We start from the raw sequence: 18,875 nt of genomic DNA, 5'->3' as shown, positions 1-18,875 counted from the left end.
ATGGATCAGCGCATGTTGGCCGGTGATCCGCGGCGTGTCGCTGCGTTGCGCGCCGCTCTCCACCGGCTCGGCGACCCCGACCAAGCCTTACACCTCATTCACATCGCCGGCACCAATGGCAAGGGCTCAACTGGGGCCTTCCTCGCACAGGCCCTGGCGAACGCTGGCTACCACGTCGGTCACTTCGCCAGTCCGCCACTGGGCGACCCGCGCAATCAGACCCAGCGTGACGGGATGGCGATCCCCGCGGCCGCGTACGTCGAGGTCCTGACTCACTGTCAGACGGTGCTCGGCGTGACCGGCGCGGCATTCACCACGTTCGAATGGGACGTGTTAGTCGCGCTGCAGTGGTTCGCGCAGACCCACACCGACTGGGTTGGTGCTTGAGGCCGGTCTCGGCGGGGCGACCGATGCGACCAACGCGATCCACGCCGCCCAACTGATCGTCTTTACCCACCTCGCACTTGACCACACCGCCCAACTGGGCCCAACAGTTGCAGCCATCGCGGCCAATAAGGCCCAGATCATCAAGTCTGCCGCCCCGGTCGTGATTGCCCCGCACCAACCGGCGGCCGCGTGGGCGGTCCTCACCACCGCCGCCCGCCGCCACCATGCCCCGGTCGTGGCGGCCCAGGCCGTCAGCGTCACGGTCACCACCGCGACGTTGACGGGCACCCAGCTGACCCTCGCCGGCCAGCCAGTCCACCTCGCGATGCTCGGGGCGCATCAAGTCGACAACGCGCGCACTGCATGGGCAGCCAGTACGGTCCTGATCGCGCAAGGGGTGCTGCCCGACGCTGAGCCGATGCGCCAGGCCCTGGCACACGTGCAGCTCCCCGGCCGCCTGCAGGCCCTCGACACGCAGACCTTCCTCGACGCCGGCCACAACCCAGATGCCCTCGGCCAGGTCCTCGCGACACTGCGCGCCCAGCGCCCGGTCGGCGGGCGCCTGCTGGTCGTCGCTGGGTTCCTGGCGGACAAGGACGTGCAAGCACTCGCCCACTTGCTGACGCTTGCCGATGCTGTCTGGGTCACGACGCCGGCCCACCCGCAACGAGCCTTGAGCGGCGCGCGCCTTCAGCGGCTGGTCCCGGGCAGTCAGTTCAGCCCGTCCGTGCGCGCCGGACTGGCGGCAGCGCGCGACGCAGCAGGCCCACAGGACCTGATCCTTGTGACGGGCTCCTTCTACTTGATCGGCGACCTGATCGATGACTGAGTGGCTGGTCGCGACGCACAACCTCGCCAAACTCGCCGAGCTGGCAGCGCTCCTGCGGCCCTACGGCCACACCGTCCGCGCGGCGGAGAGCGCACCGCTTGAGGAAGGGCCCCTTAGCCTCGCCGCCAACGCTCGGGCCAAAGTCGAGGCGCTTCACCGCTGCTACCCGCATACCTGGGGCCTCGCTGATGACAGCGGGCTGTTCGCCCGCGGTTTGCCCGGCGCCCTGGGGGTCCAGACCGCGCGTCGCCTGCCGCGCAACGGCACCAACGCCGCGTTGCTCACCTTGCTGGCCGGCCGTGATCGGCGCGTGACACTGGTCTCGGTGTTGGCACTCGCCACCCCGAGCGGCCGCGTGACCACCGCCACCGGTCGACTGGTCGCGACGGTGGCAGACGCCCCAAGGGGGACAGAAAGCGGCGGGTTCGACCGCCTGCTCGTGCCGGTCGGTGCCACTCAGACGCTTGCCCAAATGTCTGCCCTCAGCCGGGCCACGTACCTGCCGCGCGCACGTGCCCTCACCCAACTTCTAGGAGGTTTCGCCGATGCAGTTCACTGAATTGACCACCCCGACCACCATCTCAGCGCAGACCGACCCACTACAAGCGACGCAGCAACTCGCTGACACACTCCTGCAGACCACCTGCGTCCGCGACCGCCAGGTGCTACTCGCGGTGACCACCCAAGCAGCGGAGCAGGCGGCCCTGGCGGCGCTGTTCGATCGCTTAGACCTCATCCACACCCCGACGCGGGTGCTCGTCCCGCACGTCGCGCTGCCGGTCCTGCAGGCCGCACTGGCCCCGCACTGGCCACAGGCGGCCGCTCAGATCCAGGCGATCGACGCCGCCCACCGGATCCACTGGCAGGCCGGCCGCTTCAGCTTCGATGTGTCTGCGCGCCCGCTGGTCTACGGGATCTTGAATGTCTCGCCCGATTCGTTCTACGACGGTGGCCGCTTTGTCGCCAAAGCCGCGATGCAGGCCCAGGTGGCCAAAATGATCGCCGCAGGGGTCGATGTGATCGAAGTCGGCGGCCAGACCACACGCCCCGGCTTCACTGAGATCAGCCCTGAAGTCGAGCTGACGCGCATCGTGCCGGTCCTTGACTTCCTCCGCCGCGCGTTCCCCGACCTGCCGCTGGCCGTCGATACCTACAAGTACCCGGTGATGGTCCAGGCCCTCAAGCTTGGCGTCGATATCGTCAACGATGTCACCGGCTTCACCGACGATCCACGCAAGCTCACGCGGCTGGCTGACAGTCCGGTCGGCCTGCTGACGATGCACAGCAACCGCGACCGTGAGTACCAGGATCTGACTCGGGAGATGAACGCCTTTTTTACGCGCAACCTCGCCGATCTGACGGCGGCTGGCATTGCCCGCACCCGCATCGCGCTGGACCAAGGGATCGGCTACGCCCAGGTCGCCGACGGCCAGCAGGATTACACGATGATGCGCAACCTCGACCAACTCAACCACTTCCAGCGGCCGCTGATGGTCGCAATCTCACGCAAAGGCTTCGGCGCCCGGCTGTTCGGCTTAGCCAAAGACGACCGCCTGCCGGTCACCCTGGTCGCCGAAGCCGCGATGGTGCTCAAGGGGGGCAACATCTTGCGCGTCCACGACGTCGCCGAGACCGTCCAGTTGGTCAAGATGCTGCGCACGATCGAGACCGCATACTGGCTGGGCTGACGTCCCAAGCCCGTGACCTGCGCCGGCGGTTGGCGAAAGGTATCCGCTCGCTAACCGCCGGCGCACGTGAAAGCCCCCTGCTAAGCAGCCGCCTTGGCGGCACGACTCAGCAGGGGGCTTTCACGCGGTTCTGCGACCGCTTGATGGCTCAGCCAAAATATTGAAGCAGATCTGCCCGCGTCAGTTTCGCCTTCGCCGCCGCGTCGTAGTCGGCGACGATCCGCCCCGCATCGAGGACGATCAGCCGGTTACCGTAGTTCAGCGCGTCTTCCATCTGGTGCGTGATCATCAGGCAGGTCAGCTGCTCACGCGCCACGATCTGCGCCGTCAGCGTCATGATCGCCGCGCTGGTGTGCGGATCGAGCGCCGCCGTGTGCTCATCGAGCAACAGAAGCTCTGGCTTGCGCATCGTGGCCATCAACAGACTGAGCGCTTGGCGCTGGCCGCCGGACAGTTGCTCGGTCGGCTTATCCAGTGCGGCCTCCAACCCGTTGCCGGTCTGGGCCGCCAGTGCCTTGAACTCGGCCATCTGGCTGGCGAGCTTGCGCGAGGCCAAGGTCAGCCGCTGCCCGCGCCGAGACGCGAGAGCCAGGTTCTCCGCCACGCTCATCCGCGGCGCCGTCCCCATCTTCGGATCCTGAAACACCCGCGCGATCAGGCGGGCACGCTTCTCCGGTTTTTCCCGTGCGATCGCCTCGCCGGCCAGGGTGATCGTGCCGCCAGCCAGCGGAATGTCGCCGGTGATCGCGTTGAACAGCGTCGACTTGCCCGCGCCATTGTTACCCAGCAGGGTGATGAAGTCCCCTGCGTGAACGTCTAAGTTGATCTCGGTCAACAGCGGCTTGACGGTCTCGCCCACCGCGACGTTGACTTGCACGTCTTGCAACGCTAATTGTGTCTCAACCATTGGTCTTCACCCCGTTTCGCAAAACCCGGCGGATGCGCAACCGCGCCTCCAGCTGTGGCACCATGATTGCGACCGCCAAGACGACCGCCGAGATCACCTTCAGGTCGTCCGGGTTGAAGCCGAGTTTGAGCACGATCAGGAGCACAAAGCGATACAGCACGCTGCCGAGCACCGTGGCGACCAACCGCTGGCTCAGGCTCAGCTGACCGAACACGACCTCGCCGATAATGATTGCGGCCAGCCCGATCACGATCACGCCGATCCCCATGTTCACGTCGGCATACCCGTTGTTCTGGGCGATCAGGCCGCCGGACAGGCCGATCAAGCCGTTGCCGATCACCAGCCCCAGGACCTGCTGGTGTGCCGGATCGATGCCGAGGCTGCGGGCCATCGTCGGGTTATCCCCGGCGGCGATGAAGCCCTGGCCCAGCTGCGTGTTGAGAAACACGATCAGCCCGGTGACCACCACCACGCAGACGATCAGTCCGACGACGACACTGTCGGCATAAAGCGGAAGTGACTTCAAGAAGGCGTTGTCAAACAAGTTCGCCTCATTCAGTAGCGACAGGTTCGCGCGCCCCATGATGCGCAAGTTGACCGAGAACAACCCGGTCATCACCAGGATCCCTGCGAGTAGCACCGGAATGTGGCCCTTCGTCGACAGCAGACCGGTGACCAGCCCCGCGAGCATCCCCGCCAACAGCGCCAGTAGCGTCGCCACCGCCGGGTGAATCCCGTGCGTGATGGCCGCCACCGCGACGGCGGCGCCGAACGGGAACGTTCCTTCGACCGTCATGTCGGGAAAGTCCAAAATGCGAAACGTCAGGAACAGCCCGACCCCGAGTAACCCGTAAAGTAATCCTTGCCCGATGGCAGATACGCCTAAACTCATCTTATTCGATGACCTCCCCAGTCTTCTTCGCCTTCTCGACCACGCTGGCTGGGATCGTGATCCCCAGCTTCTTGGCTTCCTTCAGGTTAACGATCAGATCGCCGCTCGTCTCGAAGTGGATCGGCGTCGTCGCTGGCTTCTTCCCCTTCAGGGCCGCTGCGACCATTTTACCAGTCGACACGCCCAAGTGGAACTGGTTGAGGCCGATCGTGGCAAGCCCCCCGTCTTTGACCATCGTGTCGACCGTCGGGAAGACCGGGATCTTCTCGGCGTCCGTGGCGGCGATCAGCGTCTGCATCGCCCCGGCGATCGTGTTATCCGTCGGGACGAACACAGCGTCGACCTGCGTCGCCATCTCACCGGCGACCTGGTTCAAGTCGTTGGTGGAGCTGATGCCGTAGCGCTTGACCGTGAAGCCATAATCACCCGCCTGAGCTTCGACCATCTTGGCTTGGGTCTGCGCGGAGTCATCGCTGGAGGTCGCGATCACCCCCAGCACCTTGGCGTCTGGCATCAGCTGGCGGATCAGCTTCAGCTGAGCCGCGATCGGCGCTTGGTCGGAGACGCCGGTGATGTTGCCGCCGGGGCGTGTGTTGCTCTTGACCAGCTTAGCGCCCTTCGGATCAGTGATCGCGCCGAGGATGATCGGCGTCTTCTTCGTCGCGTTAGCCAGCGCCTGGGCGGCCGGCGTCGCGATGCCGACGACCACATCGGCGTTCTCGTTGACGAAGCGCTCGGACATCGTCTTCATGTTGCTCTGATCGTTCTCCGCGTTCTGGAAGTCGATCTTCACGTTCTTACCCACTGTGTAGCCTTCATCCTTCAACCCCTGGATGATCCCCTTGTGGATCTGGTCCAGCGCCGGATGGCTCATCATCTGCAGGATCCCGACGGTCGGTGTGGCCGCCTTCTTCTCCGTCTTGGTGTCGCTCGGGCGCGTCGCCACATAGGCGATCCCGACAAAAGCCAGCAATGCGATAACAACTGCGATCATTCGTTTCATGTGTTTATCCCCCTAGGATCGGTCTTGGTGCCAAAAAAACGACAGACATCCGCGCAAGCTGCGGAAATCTGCCGTGAAAAACAAAAGTCCGCATAGCCCCACTATGGGTGTCTATGCGGACGAAATGGAAGCCAACATAGACACAACCTGCGCGTCTGGCAGGTTGTGTCGTGACAACCTACCTACTGTTGGCTTTGCCAGCTCTTGATGACAGTAGATACGGAATGTTTCATGTCGGCTTCCTCCTCGAATATTTCTTGTGTCTAACGATACGGCCTTCAGCGCAGGCTGTCAACACTAATCGCGAATTTTTTTCGCAGACCGGGGTCAGGCTAGGGCGGAGACCTTCTGCAGGTGCTTCATCAGCTTGCCGGTCGCTGCGTCTTGCGCCGCCTCGGCGGCGTTGAACGCCGCGACATCCAGCGTGGCCGGAGTGTCATTCAGGCTGGCCGTCATTGCGGCACAGCCGGCAACGAACTCGGCGTATGCGCTAGTCATCAGCTTGTGATTGCCCATCAGGCGCGCCGGAACGGCCACTGCGTCTAGTTGCTGGCCCAGTGCCGCGTACTGCGTCGTGCCGGCGCTAAAGGCGGCCTTAGTCTCGGCGTAGCTTTCACTGTCGAACGCCGCCAGCGTCTCGCTATCGATCGCGGTGCGCAGCGCCTCGAACTTCGCGCTCATCGTCTCTTGGATCTCTTCGGTCTGCGTGATCACGCGGTTGACCACCTGACCGTAATGCAGCAGCTTCACCTGATTCTTATTCATCATGTTCCTCCTTAGCCTCACGAGGCGGGTCGCAAACACCCGCCGAGAAGTCCCGGCGGGTGCTGTCTATTATCAGTGTACTAGTTTTTGCGTTGACGTAAAATCAATTTTACCAATTCCACGATCACAATGATCGCCACCCCGGCGCCCAGGACCGTCAGCCACTGGTGCCAGTCGAGGCTGGTCACGTGGAACAGCCCGTTGAAGCCCGGCACGAGGATCGTGACGGCGAGCAAGACGAACGACGTCAGGATTGCCCAGTTGAACGCCTTGTTGCGGAAGGCACCGACCGTGAAGAGGCTCTGGTGGATCGACTTGACGTTGAACGCGTGGAACAGCTGGATCAGCCCCAGCGTCGCGTAGGCCATCGTCAACGCATCAGCATGCACCGCGGCGCTACCAGTGTGCACCGGCCAAGTGATCCCGATGAAGTAGACCCCGAGCGTCAGCGCGCCTTCAAGCAGCCCCTGCCAGATCACCGCCGGCCCGACGCCACCGGAGAAGAAGTTGGATTTGCGCCCGCGCGGTTTCTGGTTCATGATCCCCGGTTCCGTCGGTTCGACGCCCAGTGCAATCGCAGGGAACGTGTCGGTCACCAAGTTGATCCACAGGATGTGCACCGGTGCCAGCAGGTCCCAGCCCAGCATGGTCATCATGAACAAGGTGAGCACCTCACCGAGGTTCGCGGACAGCAGATACTGGATACTCTTTTGGATGTTGGAGAAGACCTTGCGCCCCTCTTCGACCGCCACCACGATAGTCGAGAAGTTGTCGTCGGCCAGCACCATGTCGGAGGCCCCCTTGGAGACTTCCGTTCCGGTGATGCCCATCCCGATCCCGATGTCCGCCGCCTTAAGCGCTGGTGCATCGTTGACCCCGTCGCCAGTCATTGCGACCACTTTGCCGCGCTTCTGCCAGGCGTTGACGATCCGGACCTTGTGTTCCGGCGCCACCCGAGCGTACACGCTGTACTTGGTAACGTTGCGCCCGAATTTCTCGTCGGACTGCTGGTCGAGCTCGGCCCCGGTGATCACGGCGTCGTCATCCCCGGCGTCGATGATCCCCAGCCGCACGGCGATCGCCTCTGCGGTGTCCTGGTGGTCCCCGGTGATCATAATCGGGCGGATCCCCGCCGCCTTCGCCTCCGCGACGGCCTTAGCTGCTTCCGGCCGCTCCGGGTCGATCATGCCGACCAGCCCGGCGAAGATCAAGTCGGACTCGATCGTGTCAGAATCGACGTCGTCTGGTACCTCAGGGATCTGGCGGTACGCCATCATCAGCACGCGCAGCGCCTGCTTAGCCATCGCCGTGTTTTCGGCCAGAATGGTCTCGCGGTCTGCGTCCGTCATCGGCCGGACATCCGCCCCTGTCGCGATCCGCGTCACCCGCTTCAGCAGCTGATCCGGCGCCCCCTTCGTCGCGACCAGATAGCCGCCGCTTGGCAGCTGGTGGATCGTCGACATCAGCTTCCGCTCGGAGTCGAACGGCACCTCGGCCACCCGCGGTTCGCCGGTCAGCTTGCGGTGCAAGTCGAACTCATGCTTGATTCCGTAAGCCACCAAGGCGGTCTCGGTCGGATCGCCCAGCATCGTCCCATCTTCTTGGATCTTCGTGTCGTTGGCGAAGTTCATGATGGTCATCAGTGGGTTGCCGCCGGTGATCCCGTCGGCCGCGTCATGCAACGCACCATCGTAGTAGACCTTCTCGACGGTCATCTTGTTTTGCGTCAGCGTCCCGGTCTTATCCGAGGCGATGATATCGGTCGACCCCAGCGTCTCAACCGCCGGGAGCTTGCGCACCAAGGCGTTGCGTTTGGCCATCTTCTGGGTGCCCAGCGCCAAGATGATCGTGACGATCGCCGGCAGCCCTTCTGGGATCGCTGCGACCGCCAGCGAGATCGCGGTCAAGAACATCTCGGGCAGGCTCGCCGCCCCGCGCCACAGCCCGACAGCAAAGACGATCGCAGCGATCACAAGGATCATCACGGTCAGGGTCTTGCCCAACGCCTTCAGGTTCTCCTGCAGCGGCGTGGTCGTGTCGCCGGCCGCGTTGATCATGCCGGCGATCCGGCCAACTTCCGTGTCCATCCCGGTCGCGACGACCACCCCGACCCCGCGGCCGTAGGTGATGTTCGCGTTCATGAAGGCCATGTTCGTGCGGTCCCCGATCCCGACCTCCGTTGAGTCCAAGACCCCAGTGGTCTTCTCCACCGGTACGGACTCGCCGGTCAACGCGGATTCTTCGCTCTTGAGGTTCGCGGACTCCAGTAGGCGCAAGTCAGCTGGCACCACGTCGCCGGCTTCCAGCAGCACGATGTCGCCGACGACCAGCGAGTCGCTCGGGATCGTCACGACCTGGCCGCCGCGGCGGACATGGGCATTCGGCGTCGCCATTTTTTGCAACGCGTCGATCGCCTCTTCGGCCTTGCTCTCCTGGAACACGCCGAAGACGGCGTTGAGGATCACGACCGCCAGGATGATCCCGGCGTCGGCCCACTCGTGCACGACGAAGCCGGCGATCAGGGCCGCGACCAGCAAGACGATGATCATGAAGTCCTTGAATTGGTCCAAGAAGCGCTGAGCCAGCGTCTTCTTCTCCCCCTTCGCCAACGCGTTGGGGCCGTTATTGGCCAGGCGGGTCTTCGCTTCGGCGGCAGAAAGCCCGGTCGCGAGCTCCGTCCCGACGCGGTCTAGCGTTTCGCGCTCGGTGAGCGCGTATGCGGGTTTATCGGTCAATGTGGTTCCTCCTTTTGATAGCCGGGCTGGCGGATAAAAAAGAGACTTACGGCCGCCTAAATAGACGATCCATAAGTCTCACTGATTAAGGCAGCGCCAGAATTTTAGCCTAGCTGGTGGCACTGCCGCGGATCAACCGCTAGTTACTCCCTTATGTCTACAATAACAGTATACTGTGTCAACCGGCGTTGCGCAAGCGGGTACGGTCAACTCGCCGAACCCACTCACCGCCAAAACGTGTCGAACACCGTGATCGGCAGGTGCCGCTTATGCGCAGACTTCTGGTACCACGCCTCGATCTTATCCGCAGCGGCCGCATCGATGGCCTTGCCTTCCAGATAGTCGTCGATATCGCCGTAGGTCACGCCCAGCGCAACTTCATCTGGCAGTGATGGCCGGTCTTCCTCTAGGTCAGCGGTCGGCGTCTTCTCGTAGAGGTGCGCTGGGGCGCCGAGCACCCGCAGCATCGCCGCCCCTTGCCGCTTGTCCAGTCGGGCTAGCGGCGTCACGTCAGCACCGCCATCCCCGAATTTGGTATAAAACCCGGTGATCGCCTCTGCCGCGTGGTCGGTCCCGATCACGACCCCGGCGCGTGCGCCCGCGATTGCATACTGGGCAATCATGCGGGCGCGGGCCTTGATGTTCCCCTTATTGAAGTCCGAGATCACCTCGCCGTTCGCCGCCACCGCGCTGACCATCGCGTCGACGCTGGCCTTGATGTTGACGCGTGCGGTCTCATCCGCCTGCATGAAAGCGATCGCCGCCATCGCGTCCGCCTCGTCTGCCTGCTCACCGTACGGCAAGCGCACCGCGATGAAGCGGTAGGCCTGATCCCCGGTCTCGGCACGCAGCTCCTGCATCGCCTGTTGGGCCAGTGTCCCTGCAAGCGTCGAATCCTGACCGCCGGAGATCCCGAGCACATAGGTGTGCAGCCCCGGATAATGCCGGATGTATGCCTTCAAAAAATCGACGCTGCGGCGGATCTCCGCGTTCGGGTCGATGGTCGGCTGAACGCCGAGGGCGGTGATGATCTCTTGTTGCAGTTCACGCATGTTGTTGCCTCCGTTGTTTGAGTTCACGACTACTGTACCGCGATCGGTGCGCCCGCGCACGCGGTCGTGTCAGCTATACTGTCATCGAGGCGAAAAAAGCCTGCACCAGGCAGGCTCGGTCGCCGGCCTAGAGCTTGCCCTTGGCCACTTTGGTCTTGATGTGCTTGATCAGGTTCATCTTGTTGTCCCAGGCCGCCTGCGACAAGTCGACCGGGTACTCCTGCGGATTCAAGACGCGCGTGTACTCATCCCACAGACTCGCCACGCTGTGCATGCAGAATTCGCGGATGTCACTCAGACTCGGGAGCTGGTAGACCAGCTCTCCTTGGTCAAAAATCGGCTTCAGCACCGGCCGCGCGTCGAAGTCCGTGACCGTCTTGTTGATGTAGGTGTAACTCGGGTGGAACATGTACAGCTCATCCAGATCGGTGATGTCCTCATCGGCCAGGCTGATGTAATCTCCTTCGGACTTGCCGTTGGCGTGGCGCGTGATGCGCCAGACCTGCTTTTTGCCCGGCGTCGAGACCTTCTCAGCGTTGCTGGACAGCTTGATGGTATCGACCATCTCGCCGCCTTCGTCTTCGATCGCGACGAGCTTGTACACCGCCCCGAGCGCGGGGTGATCGTACGCGGTGATCACTTTGGTCCCGACGCCCCAGATATCGATCTTAGCGCCTTGCATCTTCAGGTTCTGGATCGTGTGCTCGTCCAAGTCGTTCGACGCGACGATCTTGGTGTCCGTGAACCCTGCCTCATCGAGCTGCTGACGGACGCGCTTGGAGATGTACGCCATGTCCCCTGAGTCGATGCGCACACCTTGGAAGTTGATCTTGGCGCCCATCTCCTTGGCCACACGGATCGCCGCCGGCACCCCGGAGCGCAACGTGTCGTAGGTGTCCACCAAGAAGGTGACGTCGCGGTTGGCCTCCGCATACGCCTTGAAGGCGGCGTAATCATCGCGGTACGCCTGCACCAGTGCGTGGGCGTGCGTCCCAGAGATCGGGATGCCGAAGCGCTTGCCGGCCCGCACGTTACTGGTGGAGTTGAAGCCGCCGATGAAGGCCGCCCGCGTGCCCCAGATCGCCGCTTCCGTCTCCTGGGCACGCCGCGTCCCGAATTCCATCAGCGGATCGTTGCCGACCACTGCTCGGATCCGCGCCGCCTTCGTCGCAACGAGCGTCTGGTAATTGACCATGTTCAACAGCGCCGTTTCGATCAGCTGCCCCTGGGCCAGCGGCCCTTCGACCTGCAGGATCGGCTCATTGTTGAACACCAGGTCGCCTTCGACCGCGGCGCGGACGCTGCAGGTGAACTTGAGGTCCCGCAGGTAGTCGAGAAACGCCTCCGGCCACTCGGTCGTCTCACGCAGGTACGCGAGGTCACTGTCACTGAAGCGCAGCGCCTGCAAGTAATCCACCACGTGTTCAAGGCCGGCAAACACGGCAAATCCACTGCCGAACGGTAGGTCGCGGAAGTACATCTCAAACACCGCGTTCTTCTCGGCGATCCCCTGCTGCCAGTACGTATACATCATGTTCAGCTCATAAAAATCTGTATGAAGGACCAAACTGTCATCTTCATAGGTCATGCGAGTTTTCTCCTTTATCGGCAGTCGCCTGCCGTTATCGCCCATCAGGCGTTCAGTATTATTCAACCAGCTTGGTGACCATTATACCAGAAATCTGCCTGACGGCGTCGCTGAGCCGCAAAAGGTGTCGCGACAGCGGGCGCTTCGGGTCGTAAGCGGCCCCAAACCCAAACAGGGGGGTATGACATAACTTCTGGTGGCACGACTATTCCAGAACGTTACGTGCCATAACGCAACGCCCTAGCCGTATAAGAGCGATCCCCTGCAAAACCTAAGTTCGGGTTTTTCAGGGGATCGCTCTTATACTCTGGGCTAAACCCGCGTTATGGCACAGCCCCCTAGGGGCGCTGCATCAGCGTTCGAGGTAAAATTCGAAACGCTCACCCACGTACTGGGTGCGGACGTACTCGAACGGCCGGCCGTCTTGCAGCAGGGAGGTCTGGCGCAACCGCAAGATCGCCTCGCCTCGCTTGATCTCCAAGAAGTCCGCGATGCGTTCCGACGCCAGCTGTGCGCTGACAGTCTGCGTCGCGCCACCGAGGTGGTAGCCACCCTTTTTTTCCAGCGTGTGGTAGAACGACTTCGTCACTTCGCTCTTGGAGAAGTCCTTGACCAGGTCGTAAGGCACCGTCGCGACTTCGAAGCTGATCGGCACGCCGTCTGCGTATCGGATCCGCTCCATGCGCAGCACCTGTGCGCCATCGGGCAGCCGCAGCTTTTCGCTTTCGGACAGCGACGGCTTGGCGACGTGATACGAGATGGTCTTGCTCGACGGCTTCTTGCCCTGCGCGATCATGATGTCGGTGAAGCTGGTCACCCCGGAGACCTTCTCCTGGACCTTCTGGTTGGCGACATACGTCCCCGCCCCGATCCGGCGCTCCAAGATCCCTTCATCGACCAGCGTCTGGATCGCTTGGCGCAGCGTCATCCGCGAGACATTGAAGGTCACGGCCAAGTCGCGTTCGCTGGGGATCCGGTCCCCGACTTGCCACTTGCCGGCCTCGATGTCCTGGCGGATCTGGTTGTGGATTTGAATATAGACTGGAGATTCCAACTGATGTCGTCCTTTCTCGACCGTCACCTCAAGGCGGCGGCTCCGCGCAGATTACGTACACGGTCTAGTTTAAATGGTATAGACCAAAAAATCAACCCATCGGCCAAAACTTTGGTCTACTCCTCCTGGTCCTTGGCGATCGTCGCGTCGACGCCGGCGACCACCGCCGGCATGAAGCCCGCCGCCTCCATCGCGAGCAGGCCGGCAACGGTCGTGCCTCCAGGGCTCGAGACCTTGTCGATCAAGTCGAACGGGCTCTCGCTGCTCTGCAGGACCATTGCCCCGCTGCCCAGCACCGCCTGCGCGGCGATCCGCGTCGCGGCCGCCTTGGTCAGCCCGTACTTGACGCCGGCGCGGCTCAACGCGTCGATGAACAAGTAGACGAAGGCCGGACTGGAGCCAGACAGCGCCACGAAGGTGGAAAAGTGTGCCTCGGCCAGCTCGATCGTCTCGCCCAAAGCGGCGAACAACCCGACGACCGTTGCCAGCACTGGCTGGGCAGCGGGGTTCGCAGCATACGCCGTCATTCCAGCGTTGATCGCAACGTTCAGGTTAGGCATGGTCCGGACCAACGGGTAGTCTTTGGTACCCAGATACCCCTCGATCTGCAGGATCGAGACCCCACTCATCAGTGAGATCAGCGGCGTGACTTTCGCGGTCAGCGCCGGTTGGATCTCGGCGATCACATCGCTGGCGAGGCGAGGCTTGACCGCCAGCACGACCAGGTCCGCCTGTTCGACCACCGCTGCGTTGCTCGAAGCGGTCTGCACGCCGACCTTGGCGGCATACGCCGCATAGTGCGCCGGCGTGCCGCCGTGGATCACGATATCCGTCGGGAGCAGTGTACCGGCTTTCAACAAGCCGTCGATGATCGCTTGCGCCATATTGCCGGCGCCGATAAAGCCTAGTTTCATGTGTGTTCCTCCTTATCGCTCAGCGGTGGTGGTCAAACCAGTCTAAGATCTCCTGCAGGCGGGCGAGGCGTAGGTTCGGCAACCCGGTGCGGGACAGGTCGTGATTCGATTGCGGGAAGCGCACGAAGCGCGTATCGACGCCGCGCAGGCGCAGCGCCATGTAGAACTCCTCCCCTTGGCCGATCGGGCAGCGGTAATCTTGCTCCGAGTGTAAGACCAGCGTCGGGGTGGTCACCGCGTCCACGTACTTGAGTGGTGAAAACGCCCAGAGCGTCTCGATGTCATGAGTATCACCGGCCCAGTCACCCGTCAGCTCCCAAGGCGTGAAGTAGTAGCCGATATCGCTGGTCCCGTAGAAGCTGAGCCAGTTGGCGATCGAGCGCTGCGTCGCGGCCGCCTTGAAGCGATCGGTGTGCGTCACGATCCAATTGGTCATGAAGCCCCCGTAAGACCCACCAGTCACGTACAGGTGGGTCGCATCCGCCGTCGGGTCGAGCGCCAGCACCTGGTCGACGCCCATCATCAGGTCGTCGTAGTCGCCTTGGCCGTAATGCCCGATCACCGCCGCTTGGAACGCCTCACCGTAACCCTGCCCCCCACGCGGGTTCATCGCGATCACCCCGTAGCCGGCGCTTGCAAGGACCTGCATCTCGTGGAAAAACGTGTAGCCGTAGCCGACCTGAGGCCCACCGTGGACGTCGAGGACCACCGGGTGCTTGCCGGTAGTCGTTGGCCGGTAGTACCACCCCTCCAGTGCGAAGCCGTCGCGCGTGAAGGTGAAGTGTTCCGGCGTGACCAGCGTGTGGGTCCGCTGGTAGGCCGTGTTCGGATCGACCAGCAGCGTCTCTTCCTCCGTGATCAGGTCCAGGTAACGCAGCTGGCTCGGCGTCGTCAGCGTTGATGCGGTGAACAGCACCCCGCGCCCGTCTGGCGTCAGCGACCAGTCGCTGATCTGCCGATCCCCACCGAGGATCACGGCCAGTGGCTCGCTCGGGCCGCCGGCGTACAGGCTGAAGCGCCCGTGATCGAACCCCGTGGTCAGGTAATAGTCCGTCGTCGCATAGGCCGCTACTCGGTGGGACAAGCCCTGCTGGATGTCGCCGGTCACGTACCCGTTGATCTCCAGGTCCCACTCGGCGGTGACATCGGTGAAGGTCTGAGTCGTCAGGTCGTAATGCCACAAGTGGTTCTGCGCCGTGTTCGGGGCGTGGTTGTCCGTCCCGTAGACGAGCAGCTGCGTCCCGTCATGGGCGAACGCAACGCCACTGAAGCTGCCAGCTAGGACTGTCTGGTTGATCACGGTTTCTTCGCCAGTCGTCAGGTCGAGCAACGTCGCGACGTCGCTGAAGTCATTCGGATCCGCCGGCATGCGAGACTGGCTGTATGTCGCCTTGGTCCCATCCGGCGAGACCGCCGTCAGCTCGATCGGCGTTGCGCTCGTCAGCAGCGCCTGGCCCGACTTGTTCCCCAGTGCCTGGCGTCGCAGGGAATACGTCAACCCTTCCGGCAGGAACCCGGCGCCGTTGAGCTTGTAGCGCGCCTGGGTGATCACGGTCGGCACCGGCAGCTTGCCTGCCGCCGGAACAGGCGTGTGCGTGGTGTACAGAATGTCCGCAGCCGCCCAGAAGAACGCGTCGACGCCCGCCGGCTCGTGCGTCAGCTGGCGGGCACTGCCCCCGCTGGTCGCCTGGATGAACACCTGCGTCTTAGCCGCCTGGTCCTGGCTCAAAAACGCCAGCGTCTGACCGTCCTGGCTCAACTGAGGCGCGTGGTCGTGGCGCTGATCCGCACCGTAAGTCGTGCGCTTGCGGGTGGTCCGATCCAGGTGGCGGATCCGGCTGTAGTAGGTATTGTCCGCCTCATCCACCCAGTTCTCTTGATAGAACACCGATTGCGCCGTACCGATCGGGTAGCTCAGCGTCTTGATGGCAAAAATGTCGCGTGCTTCCACTTGCTTCATGGTATCCCTCCGTCATGCGGTATAGACTGCTTTTCTTCCAGCCTAGCGATTAGGGCGCGGCAAGTCAATGCGTGGCGCGAAAAAATTGGTCTACCTCACGTACCACAGACCGACTAGGCTGCCCGCGGCACGCGCGAACATCAAAAAAGCGAGTCAGCCGCAGCTGCTCGCTTGTGTAATGGAGGATCTAGGATTCGAACCTAGGAACCCGAAGGAACGGATTTACAGTCCGTCGCGTTTAGCCTCTTCGCTAATCCTCCGTGTGCGTTGACCGAATCAACGCTTCTTAATATACAAAATCCACGGGTCAAAATCAACCGTTTTTTTCCGCCACCGTCAGGACCACCAGCGTGCGCGTCCACTCCTGGTACCAGTCCGGACTGGCCCATTCGTACAGTCGGCGCAGGCCGTACCCCATCGGTTGGTGGTGAAACGTGGTCTGGTCCACCGTCAGTGGCGGCTGGCGCTTATGCAGGTGCCCGAAGACCACGTCGCGGACACCGGTGCGCACGAGCAAGTTGCCGAGGTGGCGCGAGCCCATCAGCGCCGTCGCCATCTGCCAATGCGGGTGGTCCGGTGCGTACACCATCATCTGCGGCGTCGGGACAAAGTGCGTCGCGTACAGCACCCGCTTGCCAGCCGCCGCAGTGACAGCGGCCTGCGTCGTCGCCAGCACTCGGGCCATGCGATCGCCGTCGCTCACCGGCTGATCGATCCCGCGGTCGATCCAGTAAGCCCGTTTCCACTGGGCGTAATCCGCCGCGGTCTTACCCGCATCCGCCGGCGCCAGACTGTAGTCGTACCAGCCGTTGTTCCCGATGACCACCGTGTCCGTGCCCGGCAGTGCGACCATTTTTTCGTGCAGGTACAGCGGCGACACCGGGCTCTGCGCCTCCGCGTAGCTGATCCCGTTGACGAGGTCGTGATTGCCCGCCAGGAAGCGCACCGTAGTCGCTGGCGCCTGGCGCTGAAGCGACTCGAAGAACGCCAAGGTCTTGGTGAAGTCGTTGAACGTATCCCCGGCGTTGACGTACACCGCGATCCCCTGGGCCGTCAGGTAAGCCGCCTGGCGCTCGGCGACTTCGAGCGGGTCGAGCTTATTCACATCGATGTGGTTATCCACGCTGAACGCGATCTTCATGCCGCACCTCCCCCCATAGTGTTCCATACCCGCCGCCTCAACGCAACTGGTCACGAGCCCGCGCCGGGTGATCACCGCGCGACGCCCAAACGGGGCCTCAGCGCAGCGGTAGTCCCCGTCACGCCGAGGCCCCGTCATCGGTCCCGTCTTGATTCAGTTTCGGGCCTGGCCCGTGATCGACCAGCAATCAGCGGCGCAATGCGCCCGGGCCCAGTCGGCGTGCTTGCGGCAGCGCGCGCACCAGCTCAGTTGACCCCTTGCATCAGCTTCTCGATCCGCGGGATCATGAAGCCAAGCACGACGGCAAACAGGATCGTGATGACCCCCACCGCCGTGAAGTAGGCGACCTCCGTGGCCGGGGTGTAGAGCTTGACGATCTGCGCGTTGATCGCCTGTGCGGCCGCGTCGGCGAGGAACCACATGCTCATCATCTGGCTGGCAAAGGCCTTCGGGGCCAGCTTGGTGGTCACGCTCAGCCCGACCGGCGAGATCAGCATTTCCGCAATCTCCACGATCGCCCAGGACAACACGAGCCACAGCGGCGAGACCCGCACGTCGGTCCCGAACAGCGCAACTGGCACGACCATCACCAGGTACGAGAGCCCGGTGAAGACTAGGCCGTACGCGAACTTTTTGGGCGAGCTCGGCTGCCTGTTGCCCAACCGCACCCAGAGCCATGCGAAGAGCGGGCCGTAAAGCAAAATGAACAGCGGGTTCAGCATCTGGAACCACCCTGGCAGGATCTGAAAACCCCCGAAGTGCAGCTGCGTCTGATCGGCGGCAAAGACCGCCAGCACGACCGACCCTTGCTCTTCGATCGCCCAAAACAGCACCGCGGCGATGAATAGCGGGATATAGGCCCAGACACGCGAGCGCTCGACCTGAGTCACCTTCTTGCTGCGCAGCATCATCACGAAGTACGTGACCGGCACCGCGATGGCGAAGACCGTGATCAGCGTGATCACGTTGGCGATCGTCAAGCTGCCGGTGACCCCCATCACGCCGAGGATCACCACCAAGGCGACCAGCCCGATCGCGACCTTGAGCAGCAGCGGCCGCAACTCGCTGGCCGTGATCGGATCCGGCGCCTGGTTGTCGGCCGGGTTGATGTACTTGCGCCCGTCGATCACATAGACGACCAACCCGACGGCCATCCCGAACGCCGCCAGCGAGAAGCCGACGTGGAAGTCATACGTCGCCTGCATCCAAGACACCACTAGCGGCGCCAGCAGCGACCCGAAGTTGATCCCCATCACGAAGATCGAGAACCCGGAGTCGCGGCGCAGGTCCTGCTCCGGGTACAGCGACCCGACCATCTCAGAGACATTCGGCTTCAGCAGCCCTGTGCCGAGCACGATCAGGGCGATCGAAGCGAACAAGGCGTTCGCGCCCATCGGCAGGCTCAACACGACGTGGCCGAGCATGATCAAGATCCCGCCCCAAAACACTGTCTTGCGACTCCCCAGCAGGCGATCGGAGATGAACCCGCCGATCGTCGAGCTGAGGTACACCAGCGAGCCGTAGATCGACATGATCGATAGTGCCGTCGCCTTGTCGAAACCCAGCCCGCCGTCGCTGACTGCGTAGTACATGTAGTAGATCAGAATGGCACGCATCCCGTAGTAGCTGAAGCGCTCCCAGAACTCGGTCATCGACAGCGTCAGCAAGCCGCGCGGATGCCCCATGAACGTTTTTGGTTGATTCAATTCCAACAGTCCTCTCACTTGGTCAGTAACCACCGAGTGAGCCTTCCGCGACGCTCCCTCAAACGCCGCGGAATCCGAGAGTCAATTATATACCTGAATGAATTCGGTAACAATATACAAAAAAACGTCGCATGGCATTTCTCATTTAACTAGTCAATTCTCACGTAATGCTCACCTGACCGCCATGGAGTATGATTTCGTCCCGTGACGACCACCGCGCAAACCACTCATGCCCGATTGAATAAAAAAACGAT

16 protein-coding genes and 1 tRNA gene are annotated in these 18,875 nt (G+C 62.7%); 4 read left to right on the top strand and 13 right to left on the bottom strand.

What is annotated here, in order from left to right:
• The 4 genes from HII33_RS05935 to folP are packed head-to-tail and all read left to right on the top strand — an operon-like array spanning position 1 to position 2,904.
• Positions 1–387: a folylpolyglutamate synthase/dihydrofolate synthase family protein gene (locus HII33_RS05935; protein ID WP_179394894.1), complete on the top strand. Its 387-nt coding sequence runs from the start codon at positions 1–3 to the stop codon at positions 385–387.
• Positions 380–1,216, top strand: coding sequence for a glutamate ligase domain-containing protein (locus HII33_RS05930; protein ID WP_179394893.1), 837 nt, complete (start codon positions 380–382; stop codon positions 1,214–1,216). The genes HII33_RS05935 and HII33_RS05930 overlap by 8 nt, the downstream gene beginning before the upstream one ends.
• Positions 1,209–1,775, top strand: a complete 567-nt coding sequence (locus HII33_RS05925) for a non-canonical purine NTP pyrophosphatase (protein WP_179394892.1) — start codon at positions 1,209–1,211, stop codon at positions 1,773–1,775. Before HII33_RS05930 ends, HII33_RS05925 begins: the two co-directional genes overlap by 8 nt.
• Complete coding sequence (folP, locus tag HII33_RS05920; protein ID WP_179394891.1) at positions 1,762–2,904, top strand: dihydropteroate synthase; 1,143 nt, start codon at positions 1,762–1,764, stop codon at positions 2,902–2,904. The genes HII33_RS05925 and folP overlap by 14 nt, the downstream gene beginning before the upstream one ends.
• A 148-nt stretch (positions 2,905–3,052) precedes the next feature.
• Here folP and HII33_RS05915 read toward each other — a convergent pair whose 3' ends face one another.
• From HII33_RS05915 to HII33_RS05855, 13 genes are all read right to left on the bottom strand, one after another.
• Entirely contained in the window at positions 3,053–3,811 is a 759-nt protein-coding gene (locus tag HII33_RS05915) for an ABC transporter ATP-binding protein (protein WP_179394890.1), read from the bottom strand.
• Positions 3,804–4,703 carry an ABC transporter permease gene (locus tag HII33_RS05910; RefSeq protein ID WP_179394889.1) on the bottom strand — a complete coding sequence of 300 codons (900 nt, stop codon included), beginning with the start codon at positions 4,701–4,703 and terminating at the stop codon, positions 3,804–3,806. The genes HII33_RS05915 and HII33_RS05910 overlap by 8 nt, the downstream gene beginning before the upstream one ends.
• A gap of 1 nt (position 4,704) precedes the next feature.
• Positions 4,705–5,706 (bottom strand): tryptophan ABC transporter substrate-binding protein, encoded by a 1,002-nt coding sequence (gene trpX, locus HII33_RS05905; RefSeq protein ID WP_179394888.1) that lies wholly within the window; start codon positions 5,704–5,706, stop codon positions 4,705–4,707.
• A gap of 327 nt (positions 5,707–6,033) precedes the next feature.
• The gene (locus HII33_RS05900; RefSeq protein ID WP_179394887.1) at positions 6,034–6,471 is read right to left on the bottom strand and encodes a hypothetical protein; all 438 of its coding nucleotides are present in this window, start codon (positions 6,469–6,471) and stop codon (positions 6,034–6,036) included.
• A gap of 80 nt (positions 6,472–6,551) precedes the next feature.
• Positions 6,552–9,206 carry a cation-translocating P-type ATPase gene (locus HII33_RS05895; RefSeq protein WP_179394886.1) on the bottom strand — a complete coding sequence of 885 codons (2,655 nt, stop codon included), beginning with the start codon at positions 9,204–9,206 and terminating at the stop codon, positions 6,552–6,554.
• Between the two features lie 224 nt (positions 9,207–9,430).
• A complete protein-coding gene (gene nadE / locus HII33_RS05890; protein ID WP_179394885.1) occupies positions 9,431–10,258 on the bottom strand; it encodes an ammonia-dependent NAD(+) synthetase in 828 nt (275 codons plus the stop codon).
• A 127-nt stretch (positions 10,259–10,385) separates the two neighbouring features.
• Positions 10,386–11,846 (bottom strand): nicotinate phosphoribosyltransferase, encoded by a 1,461-nt coding sequence (locus HII33_RS05885; RefSeq protein ID WP_179394884.1) that lies wholly within the window; start codon positions 11,844–11,846, stop codon positions 10,386–10,388.
• Positions 11,847–12,198: 352 nt separating this feature from the next.
• A complete protein-coding gene (locus HII33_RS05880; protein ID WP_179394883.1) occupies positions 12,199–12,900 on the bottom strand; it encodes a GntR family transcriptional regulator in 702 nt (233 codons plus the stop codon).
• A gap of 116 nt (positions 12,901–13,016) precedes the next feature.
• Positions 13,017–13,814 (bottom strand): pyrroline-5-carboxylate reductase, encoded by a 798-nt coding sequence (gene proC / locus HII33_RS05875; RefSeq protein WP_179394882.1) that lies wholly within the window; start codon positions 13,812–13,814, stop codon positions 13,017–13,019.
• Between the two features lie 19 nt (positions 13,815–13,833).
• Entirely contained in the window at positions 13,834–15,774 is a 1,941-nt protein-coding gene (locus tag HII33_RS05870; protein WP_179394881.1) for an alpha/beta hydrolase family protein, read from the bottom strand.
• Between the two features lie 179 nt (positions 15,775–15,953).
• A tRNA-Tyr gene (locus tag HII33_RS05865) sits at positions 15,954–16,034 on the bottom strand.
• A 53-nt stretch (positions 16,035–16,087) separates the two neighbouring features.
• The gene (locus tag HII33_RS05860; protein ID WP_179394880.1) at positions 16,088–16,915 is read right to left on the bottom strand and encodes a metallophosphoesterase; all 828 of its coding nucleotides are present in this window, start codon (positions 16,913–16,915) and stop codon (positions 16,088–16,090) included.
• Between the two features lie 245 nt (positions 16,916–17,160).
• The gene (locus HII33_RS05855) at positions 17,161–18,600 is read right to left on the bottom strand and encodes a peptide MFS transporter (protein WP_425483990.1); all 1,440 of its coding nucleotides are present in this window, start codon (positions 18,598–18,600) and stop codon (positions 17,161–17,163) included.
• Positions 18,601–18,875 lie beyond the last annotated feature (275 nt).

This window comes from Lacticaseibacillus absianus (assembly GCF_013407595.1).
In the GTDB taxonomy this organism is placed as follows: Bacteria; Bacillota; Bacilli; order Lactobacillales; family Lactobacillaceae; genus Lacticaseibacillus; species Lacticaseibacillus absianus.
This window is presented reverse-complemented; position numbering and strand designations above follow the sequence as displayed.